Genomic DNA, 23745 nt, shown 5'->3' on the forward strand with positions numbered 1-23745 from the left:
GGATCAGGGGGAATAGGCGAGCGTTCTGTTTTCGAGATCCGCCGTGACAACACCGCCACGGTTGGCCTGGAGTTGGCGAAAGACGTCGTAGCCCGACAAGATGGCCTCCTCCCAAAGCCACAAGGGCATGCTCGCAACCTCGTATCCGTCTACAAATTCTCTGACCATCTTCAGAAGGCCATAGTCGAGCACGGGCATGCCCTCGAACAGGTTCAGCCGCTGCGCGTGGTTGAACACCCAGGTGGAGACGCCCTCTTCGATCAAAACCGCACGCGCGCCATCCTCGACCTCGTCGATTTTCGCAATGCTCTTGCGCTTGCACTTCAACAGGCGTCGAAGATTCGGCGACCATCCAAGTTTTGCCGCGAATGCCATGTGAAAGGCATCGTGGAATCGATAGTCGTCATCTTCCATGCGGTTGTCCGTCAGCTTGTCACCGAGCGGCTTACCTTCGTAGTAAGGCGTAACCTGTTTCTTCCCAGGTTCGCCGTTTTCGACCAGCGTCAGGGAAAACTTCCGAGGAAGCCGTTCGTGCTCAGGAAAATCCGCATCCAGCAGCGCTGGATAGCGCTTCTGCTGTGGCCAGCGCTCATACGATTTCTTGAGATTTTCGGCTGCCGCATCGGCAAGACTGAGTCCGGCTTCCTGAGCTGAATCCCTCAGGCAGCGCAGGATGGCTACGAGCCTGCCAACAATCGAGGCTTGGTTGTCCTCCAGTCGGCCAGCCTGAAAATCAACGACCAGAAGACCAACCTCCGAGGCCAGTTTGAGCAAGCGCCGTTCGAATTGGCTGCTGGGTTCAGAGGCTTTGATTCCCACCGACTTCTGCAGATCGACAAATTTGAGGTCTTCGGGCGCAGAGAACTGCCAATCTTCCACCGGCCGATCGATGTTATGCCCGATGTAGGCAAGGCTGATGTTTGCCCTGCATGCGATCGCATTCAGATACCATAGCGTATCGCCGAATTCCTCTATCACCGTCTTCTGGTAGCCTGTATAGGCAGTCCGATCCCGCTGCTTCTTTTTTACCTCGCTCAATATGCTTCCGGCTTCTCCGAAGATCCCGAGAAGGGGAAAGGACAGACCCCTGTCGGACTTGAAGAGCTTGTCTGTTTTGCGAGCGGCCTTCTGATACGCATCAAGTGTCAAAGTGCCTGCTGAAAACTCGCTCATGCGCGGTTAACCCTTTGCTATTCCACCACCTTATCCATGCGCTTTGAGTAGCGCGAACTGCTCTTCATGAATTGATATGGATCACCAACGACCGTATTGACACGTCCCTTGTATTGTTCCTGGATCCAGTGTAGCAATGGCTGGGCTTGAGCCAGGGTAAGTTTTCGATACCCTCTTCCGTTGTTATATTTAAGCTGCTCAAGAATCTCTTCCGGAATTGAAGGAGCTGCTTCGCCAAAATAGAAAAAGTTACGGGAGATCAATACCCGATCTGTCTGGGTGTCATTTTGGATATTCGACGGTTCTGGTCTGCCGTCTATCTGGCTATGATGCGAATCCTCCTGCACCCACGCGGTCGTTCCGACCGGGCGATGATAGATATTGTCGCCCATGATCGTCATGCGACTGCCGTTTCGAACGGGCCGTTTGCAGCGATACTCAGGATGGTCCCAGTACGCGTCGAAAGTGAGCGTGTCGGTCACCTGCATGAGATAGATGCATCGGCCGACCGCATTCAGTTTTGCCCCGCCCATGCCGATGATCCAGTCGCCAACCTGAGCTTTGCGACGGATCATCGGCTTACATGTGGCCAGAGTGCATACTCCGTGAAAAGGATTCGGAGCAAAGCCGAAGTCTCTCGCGACCACGTACATATAGACATTGGGCATAGGACGTTCAGCACCGCGACGTTGGCGCGGCATGCACAGGCTCGCGCGCGGTGCTGCTGCCTGGATCCTCGAACGGACTGTCTTTACCCTCGATGGCGTCGATGATGCTGTCCGAGTTCCAGTTCACGAGTGTGCTTCCGTACTTTTCCAAGGCCGGCGGGATGTCAGCCTTCGTACCTCCATGTGTGTAGACGCCTACAATCCGCTTCCCCAGTTCCTTCGCCTTGCGGATTTCCCAATCCACCCATGGGCGTTTATACGTGTCCTTGCCAATTAGGACGACCACGGCTCCGGCCCACGACATCTTCATCCGCAGCAGCCGCTTGAGCGTCCGCTCCGGAATTTTTCCGGCGTCCAGGCGAGCCTGGTTGGAGGGCTTCGCACGGATCGAACTGTTGCGGATTTCGAAACCATTGCGGCCAAGCAGGCTGGTTAGTTTGGTCACGTGATCATCATCAGCATGGTGGTGGCTGATAAATACATGCCGGCGTTTCGACATTTTCGACCTTCCTATAGAGCTCTGCGCGCCCACTCAAATTGGGTCACATTGTGTAACGAGTCGCGTACAAAGGCTAGTAATCCGTGCGGCGTCAGCACAAAGCTTCTGGAGCTTACGAATCGATGGGAGCACGAAAGTTTTGGTAGGCAACAGCACGGAAACTTGGGAGAAGAAAATTCGGCCGGCGCTCTCACCCAGCGCGGCGTTCGGCGAGACGTTCTTCAAGGAGCATGGTGACCGGCCATGGGCTCCGAACGAAGCGGACCATCGTGCCGCCGTATCGCTCCACATCGAACTTGTCTCGCGAGTCGCCACCCAGCCTCTCGACTACAGCCAAGGCGTCGAGGAGGCTGCCCTCAACAGCATTTTCGAGCTGTTCGGGAAGACCAGATCCTTCTGCTTGAATAACCTGGGCTGCAGCACCTTCGAAATAGTGGCCTGGCATGTACTGAACTCAAAGGTTCGCCCGTTTACTGCCCGGTGGCATGCTATCAGCCAGTCAGGAGGGCTCCGCGCCTTAGACACCAGCGACGAGTTCCGGGCAGAGTTGGAGGTCATGCAGCAGGCTTTGCTCGACCTGGATAAAGCACTGCAGCTGATCGCCGGGTATGACGGTTACTCTACGCCTCGAGCGTCAAATCCCTTGCATGCGGGCATTGATGAGGAGTTGCAACTGTCTCCAGTGTGGCGGCCCATGGGGCTTCGTAATGGCACCGAGGAGTTAGCGGCGCGGGAGCGGGACCTTGTCCTGGCCCGACGACATCAATACCAGATCGACCCGGAACGGAGGTGGGCTGCGGGAATTGCGCTTTCCGGCGGGGGCATCAGGAGCGCAACATTTGCGATCGGCGTGCTCGCGGCTCTCGCGCGCAGAAATCTTCTGCCGCAGTTCGACTATATCTCCAGTGTTTCCGGCGGCGGATTTGCCGCAGGCTTCCTGACGCAGCTTCTCGGCGGACCGGACAATGACCCTCGCTTCGGACTGGATGCAAACAAACAGCCGTTCCAGAGGGATGAAGGCGAGTCGCTCATCCTAAGAAAAGTTCGTCATGGTGCCAGCTACCTGTCGGGTTCGTTTCTCGAACGCTTGGCGCTCGGGACGATCCAGGCGCACGGGATCTTCATAAATCTATTGGTCATCACACTGTTGATCTCTATCTTTGCGTTTGGCGAGTTTGCTATCAGCAGTTTCATTCCGGGAAACGTGACGAGTATATTCTTGGCATTTCTGCCACTCGCCGCTGTGAGCGGCATTCTGATCATTCCGCTGGCAAGCAAAACTTTCTACTGTGACAACAAACCATCCTTCTTGATGTCGTTTTTCGGCTTGCTATTTCTTTTGCCACCGGCAGTTTTTTTTCTGCATCTGTTTCACGCTGGCGTGCGCTACCTCACAGGGCTGTTTGTGGTCGGCACGCAAACGAGTGTCACCTACGCTCCGGTCACACTGGGTGCCATCGTGACCTGGCTCGCACTCACCATCTCCGGTTTCGTCGCGGCGGGGGCGATAATCTCGCAGTTCAATCGGCTACGCCCAGCATTCCTGACTGTATTTGCAGTCGTGTTTCTGTTGATGACCGAGTCTCTTTTTTACACGTTCTTTGTTGATAGCAGCCCGTCGTCCGGCATCATCTCTGCAGGCTTGGCGGCAGTCATCCTCTTCTTTCTGTGGCTATTTCTCGACATCAATGTTGCGTCACTGCATCATTACTACCGCGCCAAGCTGTCCGATGCGTTCCTGCTTCGTCCCTCGGGTGAGCCCGCAGATCCGATGAATCTGAGTACGTTCGACGGGCGGCGGGCTCTGTTTCCCATCATCAACTGCGCGCTGAACGTTCCAAATTCAAAAGATCCGGTCATGCGCGGGCGCCTGTCGGATGTGTTCGCGATCACGCCTGTGGCAGCGGGTGCGGGTGTCCTCGGCTATCTCGAAACTCCCAGTTGGGAGAAGTCTAATACCAACCTCGATCTGGGATCCACCATCGCCTTGTCCGGCGCGGCGGTCTCACCGCAAATGGGCTTGCGGACAAAACGCTACGCAAGCTTCTGGCTCACGGCACTCAATCTTCGATTGGGCATCTGGCTCAGCAGACCAGGGAAAACATCACGAGGGCCGGGGCTATGGCAGCTGGTGAAAGAAATGACCGCCACGGCCGACGAGCATGGTGCATTTCTCAGCATCTCTGACGGAGGCCATATCGAGAACCTGGGTGTCTACGAGTTGCTGAAGCGTCGATGCCGCTTTATCGTGGCTGTTGACGGCGAGAACGATCCGACGATGACATTCCACGCGCTGACAAACCTGCAACGGCTCGCCTATATCGATTTCGGGATCGTCCTCGATCTAAATTTGGACGATCTAAGGCTTGGAGAGGCGGGCTATAGCCGGTCGCACTTTCAGCTCTGCCGAATATTCTACCCGCAAGCACCGGACCAAGTGTCTCGGGAAATCGGTTACCTACTCTACATTAAGCTCTCCCTGACGGGCAACGAGGGAGAGTACCTCAGGCGCTACAAGCTCGATGAGCCGACGTTTCCACACCATTCGACCGCGGATCAGTTCTTCTCCGAGATCCAATTCGAGGCGTACCGATCTCTTGGAGAACACGTAGGTGAAAAGCTGTTCCTGCCGGCGATCATCGGTCCGCTAGACCAGAAAGACGTTCCGCTTGAGGAGTGGTTTCGTTGTCTTGGCCACAGCTTGTTGCGGCCGATGCCTAGCAGTCAACGTGCCCATCAAACCGTTCAGTCAAGTAGCAACGCAGAATGAGTGGTGCGTCCACTGAGGTCGATTTGTCGACGACGTTTGATGTCACAATAGCCGGCTATTCAGGTTCAGCATCCTTCGCCAATGCCGATGTCTTTCAGGAGAAGCGAAAGGGCCGGGCCGAGCCTTTGAGACATCCATCCTCCAAACTCGCTTACGTCCCCTCAGAGAGTTGTTGTATAATCAAATCTGATTAACAATCACCTACTGCGTCCCGCCAAGCCTCTGCCGTTCCCGCGTTTTTCCGCCAATGCACGGGACGCCGGGCGCTAGGCGGGCGCACCATCCGCCAAATGTCTGCCTTCCACCACAACGACCGGTCGTCACCGGTCATCCTCGAAGCCCTGCGCACCGCCGGGGCTATGACCGCGCCCGAGATGGCCGACTTCCTCGACCTGCCGCTGCGCACCGTCCGCCGCCGCCTGACGCGGCTGCACGAGCTCAAGCTGATCCACCTGGCGCCGTGGCGGCATCCTGGCCGGCAAGGTGGCCGTATCACGCCGGTCTACCGCTTCGGGCCTGGCCGCGACCACGGCCGCCCACCGGTCCAGACCCGGGACGAGATCAACGCCCGGCACCGCGAGCGCCACAAGCGCAACCGCGAGGAAGCCGCCGCGACGCGCCCGGTGCTCAAGGCCGCCAAGCGTGATCCGCTCAACCCGTTCGCGGGTCTGATGGCGCAGGTGACCCAGTGACCGCCCGCGAGGCCAACTACCTGATCCTGGCCGCCGGCGCCGTCAGCCTGCTGGTGCTGCTGTTCGGCCGCCCCGACGCGCCGCGCCATCGCGTGGCCGGCCCCTGCGAGGTCCCGCGATGAGCCCGCGCAACATCGAGCGCGCGGCGATCGCCGCTGCCGTGGCGCTGGGCGCCGGCGTGCTGACGGCGTTGGTTTCCGCCTACAGGATCGGCCTGGCATGCCTGGCGCGCGGCCCGCTGTAGAAGCGCTGGCCGGAAACTGTGCGATAATCAAATTTGATCAACTTCTATTGGGAGGTCGCGCGCGCGGCGTCGTGACTGTCCCCTATTCGACATGACGACTTTCAACCTGCACCACGGCGACTGCCTGGAGGTCATGCAAGGCATGGCCGGGAGACGCCGCCAAAGCCGCCAGGATCCGATCCGCAACTGCGGACGGGTGCTGCTTGATGTGGCTTTCCCACAGCCGCAGAACCCGGTAGCCGCACGCCGCCATGTAGGCGTCTTGGCTGACATCGAGCTTCATCCGCTTGCGCTGGCGCGCGTCAGGAACGGGGAAGCGCTCCGGATTGCCGTGCCAGTAGTCGCCGTCGAACTGGATCACCAGCTTGGCCTCTGGGACAAAGGCGTCCACGCAAAACTTGCCGCCAATCATGCACTGCGGATCGTAGGATACGCCAATGCTGTCGAGCATCGCGTACCCTGCGCGCTCCAAGTTGTTGGGCCGGAGTCGAGCTTGCATCGCGTTCATCTCACGAAGCATGATTGTCCGTTCCGGGTCAGTGTCACGGCACTTCAGCGAGCAGTAGAGAGGCTTCACGGCTTTGCGCGATGGCGACCAGCGAAACTCCTTCGCGCATACTTTGCAGGCGTAACTATCCTTGTTCCTTCCCTGCCAAACATCGCAGCATTCTTTCGAGCAAAAACGAGAAGTGCTCTTGAGGCTTTGCGGCACGTAGAACGGTTTGGTGCAGACCTCGCAGTTCTTGGTCTCGCCCTTGGCCCGGTAGATGTGGCCGCACACGCGCGAGCATGTCGGTTGCGCCGCGCTCCCAAATCTCGGCTGCCACAGCTTTCCGCACACAGCGCAGACCTTCTTCGGAAGCCTGCTGCCGATGCCTTTACATGCTCGGCTGCAAAATTGTGCCCGAGCGGCTCGCGCGCCATGCGTGTTGAACTCGGTCCCGCAAATAGAGCAATTCTTCTTCATTCCGAGATTCTTCAGGAAAGCGCAGCTACCGTCAAGGCGTCAGAGCTTATGCGATACCTGTACAGCACACCACCTCGAAAGAGGCTCTCCGCGGTCTGTCTTGCGACTTACGGTAACGACCCGAAGCATAGGCGAACAAATTCTTGGCCACGGCTGATGGCATACTTTCGTGGTGCGGCCGCCCAAGCCGCCGCGTTCAACCCACAACTCGGCCTTTTTGGGGAGGCAGCATGAAGAAGACGAAACGCTGGACCTGCACGCTGTGCCAACAAGACACCGGCGTGCTCTGGGCGATGCTGATCTTCCTGGTGCTGGCCTACTGCGCGCCGGCCTTGTGGTCGATGTACCGGATGATCGTGGGCACCACGCCGCCAGAGCTGTTCCCGGTGGTGGCTGTAGTGCTCGCGTTCATGGCCTGGCTGGCGCGACCGATCTGGGGGGAGCTGTCGCGCCGGCCATGGAAGCCGCTGTTCCGTGGCGATCGCCACCGTGGATAAGGTCGAGGTCTGGCGCAAGTTGGCGTGCCGGTGCTGGTGGCGGTTCGGCACCAGGGTGGAACGCATCGCGGTCCGTGCCGACACCATGATCAACCAGTTCTATCGCACGCGGGCAGACGAGCTGTAGCGCTGATCGAGGATGCGTTCTCCGACCTGCTCGAGCACTTCGATGCCGAGATTGATGCACTGATGGAGCAGGATCCCGACCCGCAGGGGCGCTTCACACGGGCCTACGCCAGCACGTTGTACACCAAGCGTGAACCGCAAATTGAATGCCGATGGACCGCACTTTCCGTGTCGTCCGTGGCTGATCCAGGGCTTCGACGGACGTGGGCAGACTCGTTTGAGAGGAGGCTTGATAGGCACAAGGAGACAGATAGCGGCATGGGCCTCACGATTATCCGTCTTGCCGCTGGCGGCCTGTGGCTGGCCGGCCTGCTGGACTATGGGGACGGCGTGCTGGCCGACCAGAAGGAATTGTACGCTCGCCTGATCGTTGTGAAAAAAACATCAAGCTGACGAACGATAACGGTCGCCTACCGGACGAAGTACCGGCCAGTAAGGGATGGTAGTTTGATTATAATGATAATCAAATAGTTCCAGAAGATACTGGTTTACAGTTCGTTACCGGGATGGATAGAGCAGGTCCCTGTCGGGACTGCCGGATTGTCTTTTAACATGCCGAAACTGGTGTGTTGAACAGCGGTGGTTGCTTTGCTTTAGCGGCTCGTCCTGCGCTTATCGTCCTATCTACGAAGCGAGAAGAATTATGAGATCGGCCCCGGGCTCCCTGGCACGCAGGCTGTTGCTAACCTCGATTCTGACCGCCGCCTCCCTGCAACCGGCGTTCGGGCAGGCCAGTGACGAGGCTGTGCAGCCCGTTCTGGATGATGCCGCCGAGGCGACCGGAGCGGACGCGATAACTCAGGAGGGTAACGCGGTGCAGCTATCGTCTGTGGTGGTGACCGCCACGGGCGCACCGGTCGATCTCAGAGATGCACCAGCCAGCATCAGCGTCATCACCCGCGAGGACATCGAGCGTCAGCCGGCCAATGATCTGGCCACCGTGCTACGCCGCATTCCTGGGGTAACCGGCGGTTTTGGCCCAGAAGGGGAAGCGTCCAAGATCAAGATACGCGGGCTGCCCGACCAGTACACTCTGATCCTGGTGGACGGTAAGCGGGTCGGTAGCTCGGCAGATACCAACTATCGCCGTGACCTCGGCCGCCAGGATCTGAACTGGATCACGCCGGACCTGATCGAGCGGATCGAGGTCGTGCGTGGCCCGATGTCATCCTTGTACGGCTCCGACGCAATGGGTGGCGTGATCAACATCATCACCCGCAGGACTGCGGCTAAATGGGGTGGATCAGTCACCTCCAACTACACGATGGCTGAAGAGTCCGATCGAGGCGATGCCTACCAGCTGGGCTTCAGCAGCAGCGGCCCGCTCACCGACGCGCTGGGATTGCGCTTGAGCGGCAGCACCTCTCAGCAGGACGCCGACGAGACCGATGAACTCGGTACTGGCGGTTCTAAAAATCAGAACTTCGATGCGCAGCTCAACTGGGACATCACGCCCAGCCAAAACCTCGCGCTCGACCTCGGCTACGGGAAGCAGCGGGCTGAGAGTTCGTCGAAGACAGATGCCGAAGGCGATCCTCTCCAAGAGGCCTGGGGTGCAACCAAGCTGGAGCGCCGATCCATCGGGCTCACCCACGAGGGCGACTGGGGCTTTGGTCGGTCGACGCTGTCGATCTACCAGAACGAGTTCAAGAACAAGATCGACGACGGCCGATCCGATTCGACCGAGCAGTTCATCGACGGCAGCTTCAATCTGCCGGTCGACTACCTGTTTCCACAGGCAATCACGCTTGGTGGTCAGTGGAAGCGCGAGAAGCTGACCAACACCGAGACGATCGGCACGGTGCCGATCGACTACGAGGGCAATCCCGTCAGCGGCGCCACGGTGGATGGCGATACCTCCGCGCTGTTCATTGAGGACGAGATCTACCTCTTGGACAACCTGTCCCTGACGCTCGGCCTGCGGGGCGACTTCCATGATGAATATGGGAGCCATGCCAGTCCGCGCGCCTACCTGGTCTATCATCCACTGCCGGAATGGACGCTACGGGGAGGCATTGCGCGCGGCTTCCGCGCGCCCAGCCTGAAGGAAAGCACCGCTGGTGCGGCGACCTTCTCGCGCGGCTTTGGCTGCACCAGCCTGATCCCGCTCGGCTATGTGGCTGGCGGCTGCTACATGGCAGGCAATCCCGACCTGGATCCGGAGACCAGCACCAACTACGAGGTCGGCGTCGGTTACAACAACAATGACGGCTGGGACCTGGGCCTCACCTACTTTCACACCGATTTCAAGAACAAGATCGACTACGCACCGCTGGGGTTCTTCAATGGCCAGTGGTGGACCCAGATGCAGAATGCCGAGAAGGCGCGTACCCAGGGCCTCGAGGGCACGGCAGTTGTGCCGGTTCTCGATAGCCTGATCTGGCGGACCAACTTCACCTACATGATCGAGGCGAAGAACCTCACCACCGGTGCGGACCTACTTTCGACACCGGAATGGTCGGTCTGGTCGGCGCTCGACTGGCAGGCCACGGAAACGGTCTCTGCGGAGCTTTCGGCCGACTATGCCAGTAAGCAGCTAGGTGGCGGCGACACCTTCGCCAAAGCCTACATACTGTTCAACCTGACCGGCGCCTATCAGCTCAACGAGAACCTGATCCTACGGGCGGGCGTCCTCAATATCGCCGACGAGGACACTGCAGGCGATGGCTCGACCAACTTCTACGTGCCCGGGCGGCGCTACTTCGCCGGGCTCACTGCGCGCTTTTGATCCTCTGGAAGCCTGCAGCCTCACTTGATCCACAGCTCAATGAACCTGGAATGTGGTTGAAGAAGTTCTTGGTGCCTGCTTCGGCGCTGGGAGCCTTTGCTGCGGGTACCGCCGGGGCGCAGACGCTGCAGGAAGCCCTCGTGAATGCATACGGTACTAAGTGCCGATAACACGGGCACAATTTGTCTGTCTGGCGACCTATCGGGCGCTGGCCGGGCCTGCCACGGAAGATCCGCCCCTACTTCATCATTTCAATCCGCCAAAGCGGCTCCTGCGGCTTCCCTTTGCACCAGATTGCAGGTCGCGCGCCAGGTGGGATACGTGGTTCGACTTCCAGATAGTTCACAGATCCATCGAAACCGCCACCGTGGCTGACATCCGTCAGTCTGGTCGCCCGCGCGGCTCGCTGAGCTCCGACCATTATGTAGCACAAGCCGGGCCTTTGCTTCTGGCTCTTGATCGGATAGCTGTATAGCTTCCATGCGGAAAAGGGGCTTGGCACAACTTATAATCGTTCCAATGGAAGGTGGTGAGGTAAATGAAGATCTTTGCCGTCCTTGTGATCTTTACGCTACACACGGCAGTCGCTCTGTCTTCTGCCTCGGCGAGTAGCGTAAGTAACTGCACGTGGCAGGCGCTCAAGCAGGAACGTCGAGATTACATCTTAACGGAATATGAGCGCTCCATGGAGCGAGGGGCCGCCGCACTGACTGCGCAAGATACTGAGATCATGGCCGCCTCGGCAAAATGTGCCGGACGAGATGACATCCCACCACCTTTGTTGAAAGCGGCAATCGGTTCTTTCGCAATCCAAGCCGGTATGGCTCAAGCATTAACCCGCCAGTGGGGAATAGGTCGGGAAACCCTAGAGCATTATTGGACGCAGGCGCCTGAAGCTGCTCGAAACTGCTTTCTATCAAATTCTGCAAAAGTCTTTGGCGTTGAAGGTCCGAACTGCACGGATGCTAAAGCCATACTTTGGTTCCCGCAGGCTCTTGATATTCCAGTTACACAAGATGTGTCTGGTCCGGCGGGACAGGTTCTGATCTTTTATAATGCCAAAGCTCAGAACAGCTTGGCAGAAGAGATGCTAGGCCGTCTGATCACCGGCTAGTGAGTTCGAGTCCATCAACTCTGGAACCAACTGAGCGCACCTGCAAGGCAGAGTGCGCACGTGAAAGAGTGGCCTCTTCTACTAGCGAGTGGCGACGACGTGCCACTCCTTTAGCCGAGTAGCCGCACGACCCTATCGCTTTCCCGGTAGATCTAGGCGCAATCTGCTCTTTGTGCCCGCCGTGGCGGGACCGCCGTCCGAACGTCCGGGTTCGAGATATGTCCCCGCAAGGAATGCCGGTATGGCCGAGATTGCCACCAGTTAGAGCCCGTTTGAGAATGGCTATGGGTGGCTGATGCGGCGCAGGAGCAGGCTGCCCATGGCGACGTGGATGAAGGCTTCCGAGACATCGAGCCTGGCCTCGTAGTCGCGCACGAGACGGCGCCAGCGGACCATCCAGCCAAAGGTGCGCTCGACCACCCATCTGCGCGGCAGGAGCTTGAAGCCTGGCTCGTGATCGATGCGCCGGACGATCTCGACGACGAAGTCGAGAAAGGCGGCCTTGCTCATCAGCCTGCCCCGGTCATAGGCGCCATCGGCGAACAGGTGTTTCAGCCAGGGCCAGCGCTTGCGGATGGCGGCGAGGATGGTTTGGGCACCAGCACTGTCCGAGATGTCGGCACTGGTCAGGTTGACCATGAGCAGCCGGCCCTCTGTGTCGACCGCGATGTGGCGCTTGCGGCCCAGCACCTTCTTGCCGGCGTCGTAGCCCCTGATTGCCCCGTGTGGCGCCTTGACCGACTGGCTGTCGAGGATGCCGCCGGACGGACTGGCTTCCCGCCCCGCCCGCTCGCGATCCAGCATCAGCGCCACGTCGTGGATCGTGCGGAACAGCAAGAGCCGCACGAAGCGCCGAAACCACCAGTAGATGGTTTGCCAAGGCCCGAAGTGGATCGGCAGCATCCGCCAGCCGCCACCGCTGCGTGCCATGTAGCGAATCGCGTTCAGCACTTCCCGCAGGTCAGACTTCGGCCGGCGCCCCCGCCTTGGCACCTCAGGCAGCAGCGGCTGGATCCGCTGCCACTCCTCGTCGGTCAGGTCAGTGGGATAGCGCTTGGTCTTGCGGGCGATCTCGGCCATCCGGCCACGGCTCTCTCGGGTCCACATCCCGAGTTTCCACCACAGCCCTTCCAGCTCAGCAACCCTTTCTCAAACGGGCTCTTAGCGTGGCGAACACAGCAGACGCTTCAGCAGCCTTCTTCAAATCTTCCATTTTAAGAGGATAGTTTCCCCTGAAGGAGACTTGCACGCCGCTGTTCCTGCATCAGTTCGCTTGGCGTCTGCATCGTACTTGAACGTACATGTCATGACGTTGCCGACGCCGAGGCCTCCATCCCACAACTGTCTATCAACCTGCTCTGCATACTGAATTGGCGTGAATTCTGCACCGGGTGGCAGATTGTCAGGGATATCCTGAGGCGGAGGCGTCTCGCCGGGCTTAAGCAGGTTCGATAACTCAAGATAACCCTGAAATACTCTTCCATCTGGCAGCGAGACAACAAACGTCTCGGCTGTCGGCAGTACCACTCTCCGAGCTTCCACCTTTTGTCCCGTTTCCAACATCTCACCGCTGAACACGATACTGTCGAACATGATCCCCCCGAGCTCGTGGGGCGACAACGTTCCACGTCCCCCCGTTGAAGCGTTAGCACCAACTCGAGTCTCAGTCCACCAGAGGCTCGTCGGACACCTAGCAGTTCCTACGCAGAATCTTAAATAGCCCCTGAAGACGACACGGAACCGATATGTTTATCGCCTCGGAAGTGGAATGTTTGTCAGAATTTTCTGGAAAATATAAGACATCCACGTCTCGTTTCGCTTGAAGTGGTCTTTCTGAGGTGCTTTGCATGAATGCGTCAGGTTTGACCTGGCTGCAGAGGCTACTTTGGAGTTATTCAAAGATGGGTCAGATAAAGGTTCATCAGTACACCGACGGCCCAACGGGACACGTCAACGTCACTCTGATCAAAAACGGAGTGAATCTCGGGACCTACGGTCAAAACAAGAACTACCAAAATAGCGGAGTAATGCTCGAAAATGGAATGCCAGGAAACAGACCTGGAATAACAGTAACATTCACCGTGCCAGATGCTGATGTCCAGAGGGGATATAACTATGCAAATACAGCAGCAATAAGGACATCGCAAGGACAGGGTGAGTATTATATACTTGGGTCAAACTGCATCGATTTTGTTCAGGATGTTCTTATCAAATCAAATACAGGCGTATTTTTGGGAAACCATACGATTGAAGGGACGCTGGTAGATTGGTACGCAGATGAGGCTCCTTGGCTAAAGGAGAAGTACTGGGATCAGCATTCGACAATTGTTAACAGCTGGGACGAATTTTATCAGAAAAAGGTAGAAAAAGTAGATGAAGCTATCAGAAAGTATGATGGAAGTAAATTTGAAGAAGAGCTGAAAGAAATAATTGACGATTTTCGTGCTGAAAGTGTTCTTTCCCCGATTGCGGTGGATCTCGATGGCGATGGATTGGAGACGGTCAGCATCTCCGATTCTCAGGTTGAGTTTGATCTTGCCGGAGATGGAATCCAGCGGAAAGTCGGCTGGCTAACAGGCGACGATGGATTTATCGTGATCGATCGGGATGGCGACGGTTCAATCGTTGACGTCTCGGAGATGTTCGGTGGTGCCAATAGGGGAGAAGGGTTTGGCGAGTTGGCAGCCCTTGATACGAACGGAGACGGCAAGCTCGACGCGGCGGACAGTGAATTCACCAATATCGCTGTATGGCAAGATGCTAACGAGAATGGCGTGACTGATGCCGGTGAGCTTCACACTCTCGCAAGCCTGGGCATCACCCAGATTTCACTTGATTATGTGAGCGAGGATACTTGGAGCAACGGGAACCTCATAGGGGAGGTTGCGAGCGCGACTAAGGACGGTGGGTCTGTTCTGGTGGCGGACATCTATTTCCGCTTTGACTCTACAGCGCAGCACATTGGTGATCGTTTGGTAGCAGTGGGAGATCGGACACCAATAGCGAACCAGCAGATCATGGATAATCCGTCTGTTACCACTCTCGACTCAAACGGTCACGAGGGAGTATTTGTTACCGGGACGTCTGATGCTGACATCGTTGATTTAGATGAAATAAATCTGATCGGCATTCATACCGTCAAGGGCTTTGACGGAGATGACCAGATTGTTGGATCGGATGGCAATGAGATCATCGTTGGAGGGTTCGGTGCGGATATCCTGACTGGAGGTGCGGGTCAGGACACGTTCCAGTTTAGCCGCTTGTATGACTCCGATGATGAGCGAGGCGTCGACACAATCACGGATTTCGATCGGTTTGAAGGCGACAAGATCGACGTTGGACAAGCCTTCGCAGAGTTCTCGTCTAGTCCTGCAGTTTTCATCGGATCTCAAATGTTCGATGAAAGTGAGCCTCAGATTCGGTCATTCATCCGGAGTGATGGGAAGACCGAAGTGCAGGGAAATCTAATTGGGGGTGAGGTGGAATTTCGCCTCGTGTTGAGTTCGTCGGTTACTCTAGCTTCCTCTGATTTTATCGTTGCCTAACAGCCGTGCGTAACATGTTGAGCCAATCATAGAGAATTCGTAAGCCCTCAGCCCCGCTTGGTCCCTGCCACCCTACGATGCGCCGCTGCCGATGACAGGCAGTAGCTGCTTCGAAATAAGAATGCAGAGCGGCCAACAGGGATCTGGCCGACGCGCTCGCGGAGATTGGCTTGGTGCCCCTGCAGCCGCTGCCCATAGGCGGCCTGGAAATGGTCGTGGGAGTGCGGCCGGCGCAGGTGCGCTAAAGCCCATCCTGAACAAGCACCACTACGGTGGCCAAGTGCCTGCCGGCGCCAACGAAATCATGCGCGGCACGCAGTTCGGCGATCCACTTATGGGGCCGCGATGGCGAGCGCGCGGATGCAGTCGCAAATTACCGCCGGCTCCTGTGGCGCAAGAAAGTACCAGCTAGGATTCGCCGATCAGGTCCTCGTGTTCCACGGCCGGAACCCGTGCTGCTGTTGCGCACTGCTGACCTGCCATGCCGACGTGCTGGAGTGGGCGTCCGCGTGGCTGCACAACGTTCACTGGACTAACAATCACCTGATCCGCCCCGGCAAGTCACGGTGATGCCGGATTATTCACCCTGATCCCCAGGCGCCCGGGCGCTACCCGGTCGATACCTCTTTTATGACCAACCGAGAACGAACGCTGCGGGCGCTGATCGCGTCCGCCGGCCTGACCCTCCACGAGCTGCGCCAGTCGGGTGACAGCCACTACCGCGTCGCCGTGGCGGCCCCCGACGGCCGCACGACCGTCCTGTTCTGCGCCAAGACCGGCAGCGATCGATGGGGCGACAAGAACCTGCTGGCCGACATGCGCCGCTTCGCGCGCGGGCAAGTCACGGCGTAGTTGCGCAAATCGGGGTAAGACGATGTATAATCAAATCCGAGTAAACAACACGCCGCAGGGCGCACAACCAGGGACGGATATGGACCACTCCTACAAGCACGCAATCAGCACTAAGAATTACTTAACCCTGATCAAGACCGCAGGCAAGAACCTGCAGCACGTCTGCCACGGCCTGTCCCGCGAGTCTGGCTGGTGGAACGACCCAAAGACCGCCGCGCCGATCGATCCCAAGACCCCGTTCCTCGTGGCCGCCAAGCTCATGCTGTGCGTGACCGAGCTGGCCGAGGCCTGCGAGGGCGACCGCAAGGGCCTGCCTGACGACAAGCTTCCGCACCGCCCGATGCTGGAGGTCGAGTTGGCCGATGCCATCATCCGCTGCTTCGACCTGGGCGGCGCGCTCGGCTTTGATGTTGGCGGCGCCATCACCGAGAAGCTCGCCTTCAACGCGCAGCGCGCCGACCACAAGCCCGAGAACCGCGCGCAGGCCGGCGGGAAGGCGTACTGATCATGGGCTGGCCTCAATACGTCTATATCGCCCTGACACTGATTGGCCTGAGCGTGTCGCTGGCGAACCACGACCAGCCGAAGAAGGGCAAGGAAAACGCCATCCCGACAATCCTGGCTATGGTCCTGGTCTACTACCTGCTCTGGAAGGGCGGCTTCTTCTCCGAGGCTCACCTGTGACTGAGCGCAGCGACCACGACGACCTCGTCGAGTGCCCGGACTGTGGCGGATCGGGCAAATGCTACGGCCCCTGCGCCCTCTGCCAGGGCAAGGGCGGCCTGAACTGGCACACGGGCGAGCCCGTGCCGCTGTCCGACGTGCCGCTGCGCGTCGCCGCCGACAACGACTTCGAAGGAAAGGAATGAGCGACTTCTACATCATCAGCGTGAAGCACACGCGCAGCGACCAGCGTTACATCACGCTGTGGGGTGCCGACGACTGTGGCTACAAGCAGCGACTGAACACGGCGGGCCGCTACACCGAGGACAACGTGCGCGCGCGCCTCGGTTACTACAACTCGGGCAGCAGCACGATCGCCGTGCCGGCCGACGTGGTCGAGCGCCTGGCCGTCGATGGCGACTCCCGCCAGTTCGTCGGCGCCGATCCTGCGCCTGGCGTGCCGCGCGTGCTGCTGAACGTGCGCGACGTATGGTCCGAGCTGATCCTGAACGCGGTCGAGCCGCCGCCGTACAAGGTCGATCCGCAGTACCAGGGCGCGGCCGTCGGCAAGGTGGCATGATGGCCGGCTCGTTCAACATCTGGGAACGCAACCCGGGACGGGCTGGCGACCGCGAGCTGCTGGAGCGCGCCGCGCGCGCCTACGGGTGCCAAGGCCTGGACTGGCGCAACGGCAGCTTGGCCTTCTACTACGACGACCCCGAGACCGGCCGCGAGGAATGGAACCCGCTGCAGAGTCTCGATCAGGCCATGCGCCTGGCTGTGCTCAAGGGCTTTACCGTGAGCACGCGGGCGGGCAGCGGCCACAAGTCCCGCGTCTGGGACCAGTTCGGCGTCAGCCTGTGCACGGTCGGCCACAACGGCGATCCGGTGGCTGCGACCTGCCGGGCGATCGTGGTGGCGGCCTCCGAGGCTCTGGACCGGTCATCATGAGCGGCCAATCCCGCCGCGCCAGCCTTGCCGAGGCTGGCGTCAACATCGCCATCGGCTATGTGGTCGCGATTGCCGCGTAGTGCCTGATCTTCCCGCTGTTCGGCATCCACGTCGGGCTGGCCGAGAACCTGGGCATCGGCGCGGCCTTCACGGTCGTCTCGCTGGTGCGCAGCTACGTGCTGCGCCGGCTGTTCAACTGGCTGCAGGTTCGGCGGGCCTGACGCCGGATTGATAGTCTCGTGCGCGCAACAGCTAAGGCGTTGGGAAACCAGCGCCTTATTCATTTTTGATGATAGAATGGGCGCTCGTCGGGCGTGGTGCCCGTAAATCAAGGAAGGGAATGGACCTTAACATCGAAGCCATGAAGGCGGCCGCGCGCGCGCCGGACCGTAACCCGCCACCGGACCCCGCCGCCGTCCTGGCGCTGATCGAGGAACTGGAGCGGACGCAACGCAACCGCGACATGTGGAAGGGGCAATGCGAGAGGCAGGCCGACGAGCTGCGCCGCATCCACGTCGAGCAGGCCGAAGCCGTGGGGTTCAAGCCGTGAGCTACGTCCCCCATCCTTCGACTATTGCCCACCGCGCCATCGAGCACCTGAAGGGGCTGCCGCCCGGCGGCACGATCGCCACGGGCCCGCTGGCGGAAATCCTCGGCACCGACACTGGCACGATCCTCACCGGCCTGCAGACCGCCATCAAGCACGACGTCGTGGTCCGCGAGCGCATCAACGGCCTGTTCCACTGGCGGATGGCCGATCAGTCGGCCCGCGTGGCGGCCTCGCCCGAGCTGCTGGTGGCCAAGCCGCCCGTGCCCAAGGTGGAGCCGCCCAAGCCCAAGCCGGACGAGCGCCGGTTCGAGGGCGTGGACATCGACGGCCCGCGTGTCCGCCGCCCCGAGCCCGAGCCGGAACCGGCCCCGCCGCCGCCGCCCGCGCCGGAACCGGAGGCCCCGCCGCCCGCGCCGACGCCGGTTGCCGAGCCGGTCGTCGATCCGCTGCCCGTCGAGATGCCACCGGTGGTGCCCGTCGTCGAGGCCCAGCCGTTCCGCTTCTCCTGGTGCAACGACGGCACGATCACGGTGAGCAAGGGCGGCGGCTCGGTCGTGCTCGAAGGCAAGGAATACGACGAGCTCGCGCGCTTCATCTACGTGGTGCGAAACCATCTGTAACGTGCGCTGCGCGCCCGATGTCGTGACCAGATGATGAACCTGTCGAAGCACCGATCCATCGGCCAATCTTCAGGAGAACATCATGCTCGGTTTCGTGTTGGGCGTCGCAGTCACCGCTGCGGCATGGGTATACGAGGCCAGGACTGGCTTCTTTGCCGGCAAGATCAAGGCCCTGCGCGGGTCGTTCGATAACCTCCTGGGCTGACATGGCAGTTTTCGGTCAGCTCTCCCGGGACGAGATCATCCAGGATTTCACGCACTACGGCCTGATCTATGGCTGCGTGCCGGTTTACCTGGGTGATCCCTACGGACCGGCACCGCTCGTCCAGGTGCGCAACTGGTGGCCGGATTGGGTCCTCGATGCGGCCGACGCGATGTTCGGCTTCATGGCGGGCATCCGCCAATCCATCGATCCGACCTGGGAACATCCGGGCTTTCCGATCGCCGTCCTCGGCAAGATTGAGGCGTAGCATGGAACAGCACCGCAACCCCGACGGCACGTACAACGGCGCTGCGGTGCTTTCCGACCTTACCGGCATCCCGCAGGACGGGGTGCGGCAAATATTCGAGCAGGTGAAGGCCAACCACGCCAAGCTGGTCGCCTGCCCATTCCACGACTTCGTCCCGCTGGGAGGTCCGCGCAAGCGCTACCGCTGCCAGAATTGCAGCGGCGAGGTCGATTTCAATGCCTACCACTGGCACGAACAGGGACGTAGGCCACGATGATCAGCGATCAACTGTCATTCTTCTCCGGCGCGGCTGCTGCCGGTGCATTTCTGTCGCTCTGCAACAGGGACACGATTAACGCCGGCTATCTCGCGTTCTTGGCGTGGGCATGCTGGACCGGTCGGAAGCTGCCGCCATGCTGACGATCCCGCCCGCCGCCGCCAGCCGGTTCACCCAGCTATTCTGGCCGCAGCTCGATGCCGCCAGCGAGGCCTGCGCCATCATCGAGGACTTCGCGCCCGCCGACCGCCAGCCGGACGGCCCAATCGACGCGCCAGGCCTCACGCCGGCACAGCGCCTCTACCTGTTCCACCTCGCCCAGCAGATGGCCCTGCGCAATCACCTGGCGCTGGGCGACGCCGACGATTTTCTGGATCGCCTGGCGGCCTGAATCGGCTGCGGTGCGGCGGGCGTCGTGACCGTACTGTGGTGTCATGCGCCCGAACCTCGCCTCCGCCGTGCCGATCCTGTTCCTGAAGTCGTCCTTCAAGGGCCAGCACGGCTATGCCCTCTACGGCCACCCGATGCGGTGGCACAAGATCACCGCCGAGAAGCCTGCGCCCAAGGGCGCGCCGACTGCCGCGCACCCGCTGGCCAGTGGCGAGCACGCGCCGACGCAGCACCTGGCCGAGCACGAGTGGGACCAGCTCAAGCTGCCCGAATCGAACACCAACGCCGGCACCTACAACGGCCAGCTCGCCAAGCTGAAGCAGATGTCTGAGGCCGGGCACGTCACCGGCATTCTGGCGTCCAGCTTCGGCACCAACACCTACGGCAAGAAGCTGGCGGCGGTGGCCAACCACCTGCTCGGGCTGCACGGCAGCGAGCACAAGGTGACGCCAGGCCAGAAGGCCGGCGAGCACCCGGCGGTGCAGACGCGGCCGGCGCCCAAGCCGGATCCCGCGCTGAGCGGCGACGCCTGGTCCTATCTCGGCTCGGCCGCATCGACCGCCGACACCGCGCAGAAGTGGCTGGATGCCAACCCCGGCAAGGCCGACGAGCTGTCCTCCGCCCTGGTCGACAAGGGCAAGCTCGACGTGGCGAAGAAGCTGGGCATCTACAAGCCGCCGTCGTCCGGCCAGCCGCCCGCGCAGGCCCTGAAGGCCCCGACGCCGCCGTCGCTCAAGGACTTCAACTACAACCTGGTCGCCAAGCAGTGGGCGCAGATGTACGAGGCCGGTGCGCACGAAGCGCTGAAGGCCAGCCTGTCCAAGCTCGCCGCGAGCGTGCAGGACAAGCCGAGCCTGGCGGCAGGTTCGGACGGCCTGGCGCTGCTGAAGTACGGCGTGCAGCTCGGCAAGCTGGTCGGCGGCGACAACCCGCTGCAGGCCACCGTGGCGTCGGCCACCGCAGCGCCGAAGGCGGCCGCGCCGGCACCCAAGCCCGCGCCGACGCAGCCGGCCACGCACCAGGCCGCCGCCGCCGTTGATTGGTCCGCGCTTACCCTGCCGGAGTCGAACTCGAACGCCGCCTCGGTCAACAAGAAGGTCGCCGCGCTGAAGGCCGCCGCCGAGAAGGGCGACGTGGCCGCCGTGCAGGCGATAGCGACCGGCAAGAACACCTACAACCTGAAGATCGAGGCGGCGAAGCAGAAGGTGCTGGCGGCGCTGGGCGGCGGGCAGCCACCCGCTGCGCCCAAGGTCGCGCGCGTGTCTGCGACTAGCGCGCCGGCATCCGCTGCGGACAAGTTCAAGGCGGCCCTGGCTGCCGCGACGACGCCCGCTGCCGCGCAGAAAGCCGCGCTCCAGTATGTCGTCGATGCCGGCCAGTCGGCGAACGCCTGGACCACGGCGATCAACAACCTGGGTTTCGCGGGCTTCGATCTCCCCGCCAACAACCTCGCCGCGAACCAGGGCTTCGGCCAGGCGGCGAAGATGCTGGCGGCGCTGGATGACGACGCGCCGGCGGCCATGCCCGAGCTGTCGCTGCACGGCAAGGTCGCAGCGGCTGGCAGCTCCAGCAAGGTCGCCGACCTGCTCTACGCCCACGTCACCGGCAAGGGGAAATCCCCCGAGGCTTTCGACGAGGCCCAGGCGGCCGCCTTCGACCACGGCTACCACGACCACGCCGACAACATCGCCAAGTGGAAGGACAGCACGCATCCGCCTGTGGTGCAGCCGCCAGCGCCTGACCCCGCCCCGGCGCCCGCCGCGAAGATTGGCGTCGACGCCGTCCAGGTCCCCGACTTCGGCCAGGCCGAGGTCTGGGACAAGCGCTATGCGATGATGGCCGAGCACATCAAGCAGTCGGTCCTGGAGAAGGGCAAGCTGGGCTTCAGTGGCGGCCTGGTCACCGTCCACAAGACCGGCTCGAAGGCGGGCGGCTTCACCCTGAAGGTGCCGAACCAGCAGGGCGGGTACTTCAAGGCCTTCGTGGGCGCGGAGTCTACCAAGCCCCGCGTGCAGAAGATGCACGCCTTCCTGCAGGAGCTCCAGGCGGCCGCCGGCAAGACGCCGGCCAAGAAGGCGCCGAAGGTCTCCAACGTCGTGCAGGCCGGCCCGAAGGAAGGCGACACCAAGACCGAGAACGGCGTCCAGTACGTCCTGAAGAACGGCCGCTGGCACAAGGTGCAGGCCGACGCGCCGGCGCCCGAGCCGGCCGACGCCGGTCCGACCGACATCTCGAGCTGGAAGAAGGTCGGCCAGCAGCAGGGCTCGAACCCGGGCGGCCTGTTCGAGGCGCCCGACGGCACCAAGTGGTATTGCAAGTTCCCGTCCAACCCCGAGCACGCCAAGTCCGAGGTGCTGGCCGCCAAGCTCTACGAGGCAGCCGGCGTGAAGGTGCCGTCGCTCAAGACGGTCGAGCAGGGAGGCAAGCTGGGCATCGCCTCCAAGTGGGTGGACGGGCTCAAGCAGGCCGGTCCGGACAAGCTGGCGAAGGCCAGCGGCGCGCACTCGGGCTTTGCCGTCGACGCCTGGCTGGCCAATTGGGATGTGGTCGGCCTGGGCAACGACAACCTGGTGCTCGGCGCCGACGGCAAGGCCGTGCGCGTGGACGTGGGCGGCGCGCTGGAGTTCCGCGCGCAGGGCGGCAAGAAGGAGCTGGCGGCCTCGGTCACCGAGCTCAACACCCTGCAAGACCCGAAGATCAACGTCCAGGCGGCCGCCGTGTTCAAGGGCATCACGCCGCACGACATCGCCGCCAGCGTGGCGAAGGTCGTCTCGGTGCCCGACAGCGTGATCAAGTCGCTGTGCAAGCACTACGGGCCCGGCGACGACGCCGCACGCCTGGCGCTGGCCGAGAAGCTGATCGCGCGCAAGGACGACCTGCTCAAGAAGTACCCGAAGGCGGCCAAGGCCCTGAAGAAGCGCCTGAACCCTTCGTCGCTGCCGGTGGACCCGGCGCGCCTGCCGAAGGCGCACGACTTCGCCAACTGGAACGGCCCGGGCAAGGGCCTGTCCTCCAAGGACCACGTCAACGCGGCCAACGCCGCCGTCGAGCAGGAGATGTTGGCGCTGGCCGCTGCCGGCAACCTGCCGGCGCTCAAGGCCTTCCAGTTCCACTCCCTAGACAAGGAGACCGGGCAGGCCACCGGCGCCGCGCACCCGATCACGCAACACCCGTCCAAGCACGTCGTGCAACTGCACATGGACCTGGTGCAGATCCTTGACGAAATCGCCAACCCGCCCGAGCCGCTGAAGCTGTTCCGCTCGACGGACGTAAGCAGCGTGGAGGCGCTTGCCGATGCCTTCCCGTCGCAGCCGTTCGGCACGACCGTCGCAAAGGTCAAGTCGAACGAGAAGCTGGGCTTCTGGGTCGCCATGGGCCAGGTCTCGTCGGTCGAGCACCTGCGGCCCAAGACGGTCTCGCACCTGTCGTCGGCGGCGATCGCGGCGGCCAAGCAGAAGTTCCAGGAGGCGTCGCCGCTGGCCAAGCACTTCGTGCAGTCGGTGCAGGCGTCGGGCTCCTACAACGACCTTTTCCGGCAGGGCAAAGAAAAGGACCACACCGGCAACAAGCTGTCCGACGTCGCGCAGGCCGCGCTGGAGTTTGCGACCAGCCAACCGGAAGGAACCACCGTCTATCGCTGGCAGAACATGTCGGATGAGATGGTGAAGAAGGTTCTCCAGGCACCCGAGGGCACCGTATTTCAGGCGACGGGGCCGATGTGCACGTCGTATGATCCAACGGCAACGTCGCACTTTGGCAAGCATCGCGTGGTAATCCGTTACGCCAAGGGCGCCAAGGCCGTTGAGTCGTTCGGGTCCGGAGCATTCAAAGGTGAGAAGGAAATCACCACGCTGCCCAACTCGCGGTTCGTCGTGCTGTCGCGCCAGATGACTAATGGCCGCCTGGAACTCGAGGTCCTCATGCTCCCGCCCGACTTGGGCATTACTCAAAAAAGCGCGTAAAATATGAC

29 protein-coding genes are annotated in these 23745 nt (G+C 61.0%); 23 read left to right on the plus strand and 6 right to left on the minus strand.

What is annotated here, in order from left to right; translation table 11 throughout:
- Positions 1 to 3 precede the first annotated feature (3 nt).
- The 3 genes from HLA95_RS06015 to HLA95_RS06025 are packed head-to-tail and all read right to left on the minus strand — an operon-like array spanning position 4 to position 2340.
- The gene (locus tag HLA95_RS06015) at positions 4 to 1173 is read right to left on the minus strand and encodes a nucleoside triphosphate pyrophosphohydrolase family protein (protein ID WP_191058003.1); all 1170 of its coding nucleotides are present in this window, start codon (positions 1171 to 1173) and stop codon (positions 4 to 6) included.
- A 17-nt stretch (positions 1174 to 1190) separates the two neighbouring features.
- Positions 1191 to 1874 (minus strand): Nmad2 family putative nucleotide modification protein, encoded by a 684-nt coding sequence (locus HLA95_RS06020; protein ID WP_222182774.1) that lies wholly within the window; start codon positions 1872 to 1874, stop codon positions 1191 to 1193.
- Positions 1849 to 2340, minus strand: coding sequence for a TIR domain-containing protein (locus HLA95_RS06025; RefSeq protein WP_191058002.1), 492 nt, complete (start codon positions 2338 to 2340; stop codon positions 1849 to 1851). The genes HLA95_RS06020 and HLA95_RS06025 overlap by 26 nt, the downstream gene beginning before the upstream one ends.
- 139 nt (positions 2341 to 2479) lie before the next feature.
- Between HLA95_RS06025 and HLA95_RS06030 the strand changes: the two genes are divergently transcribed.
- The 4 genes from HLA95_RS06030 (at position 2480) to HLA95_RS28060 (ending at position 6046) form a co-directional block, all read left to right on the plus strand.
- Positions 2480 to 5110: a patatin-like phospholipase family protein gene (locus HLA95_RS06030; RefSeq protein ID WP_222182776.1), complete on the plus strand. Its 2631-nt coding sequence runs from the start codon at positions 2480 to 2482 to the stop codon at positions 5108 to 5110.
- Positions 5111 to 5400: 290 nt separating this feature from the next.
- The gene (locus HLA95_RS06035) at positions 5401 to 5802 is read left to right on the plus strand and encodes a helix-turn-helix domain-containing protein (protein WP_191058001.1); all 402 of its coding nucleotides are present in this window, start codon (positions 5401 to 5403) and stop codon (positions 5800 to 5802) included.
- A complete protein-coding gene (locus tag HLA95_RS28055) occupies positions 5799 to 5924 on the plus strand; it encodes a hypothetical protein (RefSeq protein WP_255513111.1) in 126 nt (41 codons plus the stop codon). Before HLA95_RS06035 ends, HLA95_RS28055 begins: the two co-directional genes overlap by 4 nt.
- Complete coding sequence (locus HLA95_RS28060) at positions 5921 to 6046, plus strand: hypothetical protein (RefSeq protein ID WP_255513136.1); 126 nt, start codon at positions 5921 to 5923, stop codon at positions 6044 to 6046. Before HLA95_RS28055 ends, HLA95_RS28060 begins: the two co-directional genes overlap by 4 nt.
- Before the next feature lie 82 nt (positions 6047 to 6128).
- Here the strand turns inward: HLA95_RS28060 and HLA95_RS28895 are convergent, their stop codons facing one another.
- A complete protein-coding gene (locus HLA95_RS28895; protein ID WP_191058530.1) occupies positions 6129 to 6827 on the minus strand; it encodes an endonuclease domain-containing protein in 699 nt (232 codons plus the stop codon).
- Between the two features lie 416 nt (positions 6828 to 7243).
- Here HLA95_RS28895 and HLA95_RS06045 point away from each other — a divergent pair, with 416 nt between their 5' ends.
- The 4 genes from HLA95_RS06045 (at position 7244) to HLA95_RS06060 (ending at position 11478) form a co-directional block, all read left to right on the plus strand.
- Positions 7244 to 7510, plus strand: a complete 267-nt coding sequence (locus HLA95_RS06045; RefSeq protein WP_191058531.1) for a hypothetical protein — start codon at positions 7244 to 7246, stop codon at positions 7508 to 7510.
- Positions 7511 to 7534: 24 nt separating this feature from the next.
- Positions 7535 to 8029: a TetR/AcrR family transcriptional regulator gene (locus HLA95_RS06050; protein WP_191058532.1), complete on the plus strand. Its 495-nt coding sequence runs from the start codon at positions 7535 to 7537 to the stop codon at positions 8027 to 8029.
- A gap of 286 nt (positions 8030 to 8315) precedes the next feature.
- Complete coding sequence (locus HLA95_RS06055) at positions 8316 to 10364, plus strand: TonB-dependent receptor domain-containing protein (protein WP_222182777.1); 2049 nt, start codon at positions 8316 to 8318, stop codon at positions 10362 to 10364.
- A gap of 538 nt (positions 10365 to 10902) precedes the next feature.
- Entirely contained in the window at positions 10903 to 11478 is a 576-nt protein-coding gene (locus HLA95_RS06060) for a hypothetical protein (RefSeq protein ID WP_191058534.1), read from the plus strand.
- 282 nt (positions 11479 to 11760) lie between these two features.
- Here HLA95_RS06060 and HLA95_RS06065 read toward each other — a convergent pair whose 3' ends face one another.
- Both HLA95_RS06065 and HLA95_RS06070 read right to left on the minus strand, forming a co-directional pair.
- Positions 11761 to 12585 (minus strand): IS5 family transposase, encoded by an 825-nt coding sequence (locus HLA95_RS06065; RefSeq protein ID WP_191058535.1) that lies wholly within the window; start codon positions 12583 to 12585, stop codon positions 11761 to 11763.
- A gap of 93 nt (positions 12586 to 12678) precedes the next feature.
- Positions 12679 to 13071 (minus strand): hypothetical protein, encoded by a 393-nt coding sequence (locus HLA95_RS06070; protein ID WP_191058536.1) that lies wholly within the window; start codon positions 13069 to 13071, stop codon positions 12679 to 12681.
- A 308-nt stretch (positions 13072 to 13379) separates the two neighbouring features.
- Between HLA95_RS06070 and HLA95_RS06075 the strand changes: the two genes are divergently transcribed.
- The 15 genes from HLA95_RS06075 to HLA95_RS06135 all read left to right on the plus strand — a co-directional run bounded on the left by HLA95_RS06075 (position 13380) and on the right by HLA95_RS06135 (position 23737).
- On the plus strand, positions 13380 to 15023 hold the full coding sequence (locus HLA95_RS06075) for an SPM autocatalytic domain-containing protein (protein WP_191058537.1): 1644 nt from the start codon (positions 13380 to 13382) through the stop codon (positions 15021 to 15023).
- A gap of 630 nt (positions 15024 to 15653) precedes the next feature.
- Positions 15654 to 15875, plus strand: coding sequence for a hypothetical protein (locus HLA95_RS06080; protein WP_191058538.1), 222 nt, complete (start codon positions 15654 to 15656; stop codon positions 15873 to 15875).
- Between the two features lie 79 nt (positions 15876 to 15954).
- Entirely contained in the window at positions 15955 to 16380 is a 426-nt protein-coding gene (locus HLA95_RS06085; RefSeq protein WP_191058539.1) for a nucleoside triphosphate pyrophosphohydrolase family protein, read from the plus strand.
- Between the two features lie 2 nt (positions 16381 to 16382).
- The gene (locus tag HLA95_RS06090; protein ID WP_191058540.1) at positions 16383 to 16559 is read left to right on the plus strand and encodes a hypothetical protein; all 177 of its coding nucleotides are present in this window, start codon (positions 16383 to 16385) and stop codon (positions 16557 to 16559) included.
- Positions 16556 to 16744, plus strand: a complete 189-nt coding sequence (locus tag HLA95_RS06095) for a hypothetical protein (RefSeq protein ID WP_191058541.1) — start codon at positions 16556 to 16558, stop codon at positions 16742 to 16744. Before HLA95_RS06090 ends, HLA95_RS06095 begins: the two co-directional genes overlap by 4 nt.
- Complete coding sequence (locus tag HLA95_RS06100) at positions 16741 to 17118, plus strand: hypothetical protein (protein WP_191058542.1); 378 nt, start codon at positions 16741 to 16743, stop codon at positions 17116 to 17118. The genes HLA95_RS06095 and HLA95_RS06100 overlap by 4 nt, the downstream gene beginning before the upstream one ends.
- Entirely contained in the window at positions 17115 to 17489 is a 375-nt protein-coding gene (locus tag HLA95_RS06105) for a hypothetical protein (protein ID WP_191058543.1), read from the plus strand. Before HLA95_RS06100 ends, HLA95_RS06105 begins: the two co-directional genes overlap by 4 nt.
- A 95-nt stretch (positions 17490 to 17584) precedes the next feature.
- On the plus strand, positions 17585 to 17710 hold the full coding sequence (locus HLA95_RS29885) for a DUF7220 family protein (protein ID WP_440588844.1): 126 nt from the start codon (positions 17585 to 17587) through the stop codon (positions 17708 to 17710).
- 119 nt (positions 17711 to 17829) lie between these two features.
- Positions 17830 to 18039: a hypothetical protein gene (locus HLA95_RS06110; RefSeq protein WP_191058544.1), complete on the plus strand. Its 210-nt coding sequence runs from the start codon at positions 17830 to 17832 to the stop codon at positions 18037 to 18039.
- The gene (locus HLA95_RS06115) at positions 18036 to 18659 is read left to right on the plus strand and encodes a hypothetical protein (protein ID WP_222182778.1); all 624 of its coding nucleotides are present in this window, start codon (positions 18036 to 18038) and stop codon (positions 18657 to 18659) included. Before HLA95_RS06110 ends, HLA95_RS06115 begins: the two co-directional genes overlap by 4 nt.
- An 82-nt stretch (positions 18660 to 18741) precedes the next feature.
- Positions 18742 to 18864, plus strand: a complete 123-nt coding sequence (locus tag HLA95_RS28070) for a hypothetical protein (RefSeq protein ID WP_255513295.1) — start codon at positions 18742 to 18744, stop codon at positions 18862 to 18864.
- Position 18865: 1 nt separating this feature from the next.
- Complete coding sequence (locus tag HLA95_RS06120) at positions 18866 to 19129, plus strand: hypothetical protein (protein ID WP_191061894.1); 264 nt, start codon at positions 18866 to 18868, stop codon at positions 19127 to 19129.
- 1 nt (position 19130) lies between these two features.
- A complete protein-coding gene (locus tag HLA95_RS06125; RefSeq protein ID WP_191061893.1) occupies positions 19131 to 19385 on the plus strand; it encodes a hypothetical protein in 255 nt (84 codons plus the stop codon).
- A gap of 109 nt (positions 19386 to 19494) precedes the next feature.
- A complete protein-coding gene (locus HLA95_RS06130) occupies positions 19495 to 19776 on the plus strand; it encodes a hypothetical protein (RefSeq protein ID WP_222182779.1) in 282 nt (93 codons plus the stop codon).
- Positions 19777 to 19819: 43 nt separating this feature from the next.
- Positions 19820 to 23737 carry a hypothetical protein gene (locus tag HLA95_RS06135; RefSeq protein WP_222182780.1) on the plus strand — a complete coding sequence of 1306 codons (3918 nt, stop codon included), beginning with the start codon at positions 19820 to 19822 and terminating at the stop codon, positions 23735 to 23737.
- Positions 23738 to 23745: the final 8 nt, after the last annotated feature.

The organism is Geminicoccus harenae (genome assembly GCF_019800005.1).
GTDB classification, from domain to species: Bacteria; Pseudomonadota; Alphaproteobacteria; order Geminicoccales; family Geminicoccaceae; genus Geminicoccus; species Geminicoccus harenae.

Bases quoted from the DNA above. Each gene is read 5' to 3' on its own strand.
- HLA95_RS06015 (WP_191058003.1), bottom strand. From the start codon at position 1,173: ATGAGCGAGTTTTCAGCAGGCACTTTGACACTTGATGCGTATCAGAAG.
- HLA95_RS06020 (WP_222182774.1), bottom strand. From the start codon at position 1,874: ATGCCGCGCCAACGTCGCGGTGCTGAACGTCCTATGCCCAATGTCTAT.
- HLA95_RS06025 (WP_191058002.1), bottom strand. From the start codon at position 2,340: ATGTCGAAACGCCGGCATGTATTTATCAGCCACCACCATGCTGATGAT.
- HLA95_RS06035 (WP_191058001.1), top strand. From the start codon at position 5,401: ATGTCTGCCTTCCACCACAACGACCGGTCGTCACCGGTCATCCTCGAA.
- HLA95_RS28060 (WP_255513136.1), top strand. From the start codon at position 5,921: ATGAGCCCGCGCAACATCGAGCGCGCGGCGATCGCCGCTGCCGTGGCG.
- HLA95_RS06045 (WP_191058531.1), top strand. From the start codon at position 7,244: ATGAAGAAGACGAAACGCTGGACCTGCACGCTGTGCCAACAAGACACC.
- HLA95_RS06060 (WP_191058534.1), top strand. From the start codon at position 10,903: ATGAAGATCTTTGCCGTCCTTGTGATCTTTACGCTACACACGGCAGTC.
- HLA95_RS06065 (WP_191058535.1), bottom strand. From the start codon at position 12,585: ATGTGGACCCGAGAGAGCCGTGGCCGGATGGCCGAGATCGCCCGCAAG.
- HLA95_RS06070 (WP_191058536.1), bottom strand. From the start codon at position 13,071: ATGTTCGACAGTATCGTGTTCAGCGGTGAGATGTTGGAAACGGGACAA.
- HLA95_RS06075 (WP_191058537.1), top strand. From the start codon at position 13,380: ATGGGTCAGATAAAGGTTCATCAGTACACCGACGGCCCAACGGGACAC.
- HLA95_RS06080 (WP_191058538.1), top strand. From the start codon at position 15,654: ATGACCAACCGAGAACGAACGCTGCGGGCGCTGATCGCGTCCGCCGGC.
- HLA95_RS06085 (WP_191058539.1), top strand. From the start codon at position 15,955: ATGGACCACTCCTACAAGCACGCAATCAGCACTAAGAATTACTTAACC.
- HLA95_RS06090 (WP_191058540.1), top strand. From the start codon at position 16,383: ATGGGCTGGCCTCAATACGTCTATATCGCCCTGACACTGATTGGCCTG.
- HLA95_RS06100 (WP_191058542.1), top strand. From the start codon at position 16,741: ATGAGCGACTTCTACATCATCAGCGTGAAGCACACGCGCAGCGACCAG.
- HLA95_RS06105 (WP_191058543.1), top strand. From the start codon at position 17,115: ATGATGGCCGGCTCGTTCAACATCTGGGAACGCAACCCGGGACGGGCT.
- HLA95_RS06110 (WP_191058544.1), top strand. From the start codon at position 17,830: ATGGACCTTAACATCGAAGCCATGAAGGCGGCCGCGCGCGCGCCGGAC.
- HLA95_RS28070 (WP_255513295.1), top strand. From the start codon at position 18,742: ATGCTCGGTTTCGTGTTGGGCGTCGCAGTCACCGCTGCGGCATGGGTA.
- HLA95_RS06120 (WP_191061894.1), top strand. From the start codon at position 18,866: ATGGCAGTTTTCGGTCAGCTCTCCCGGGACGAGATCATCCAGGATTTC.
- HLA95_RS06125 (WP_191061893.1), top strand. From the start codon at position 19,131: ATGGAACAGCACCGCAACCCCGACGGCACGTACAACGGCGCTGCGGTG.
- HLA95_RS06130 (WP_222182779.1), top strand. From the start codon at position 19,495: ATGCTGGACCGGTCGGAAGCTGCCGCCATGCTGACGATCCCGCCCGCC.
- HLA95_RS06135 (WP_222182780.1), top strand. From the start codon at position 19,820: ATGCGCCCGAACCTCGCCTCCGCCGTGCCGATCCTGTTCCTGAAGTCG.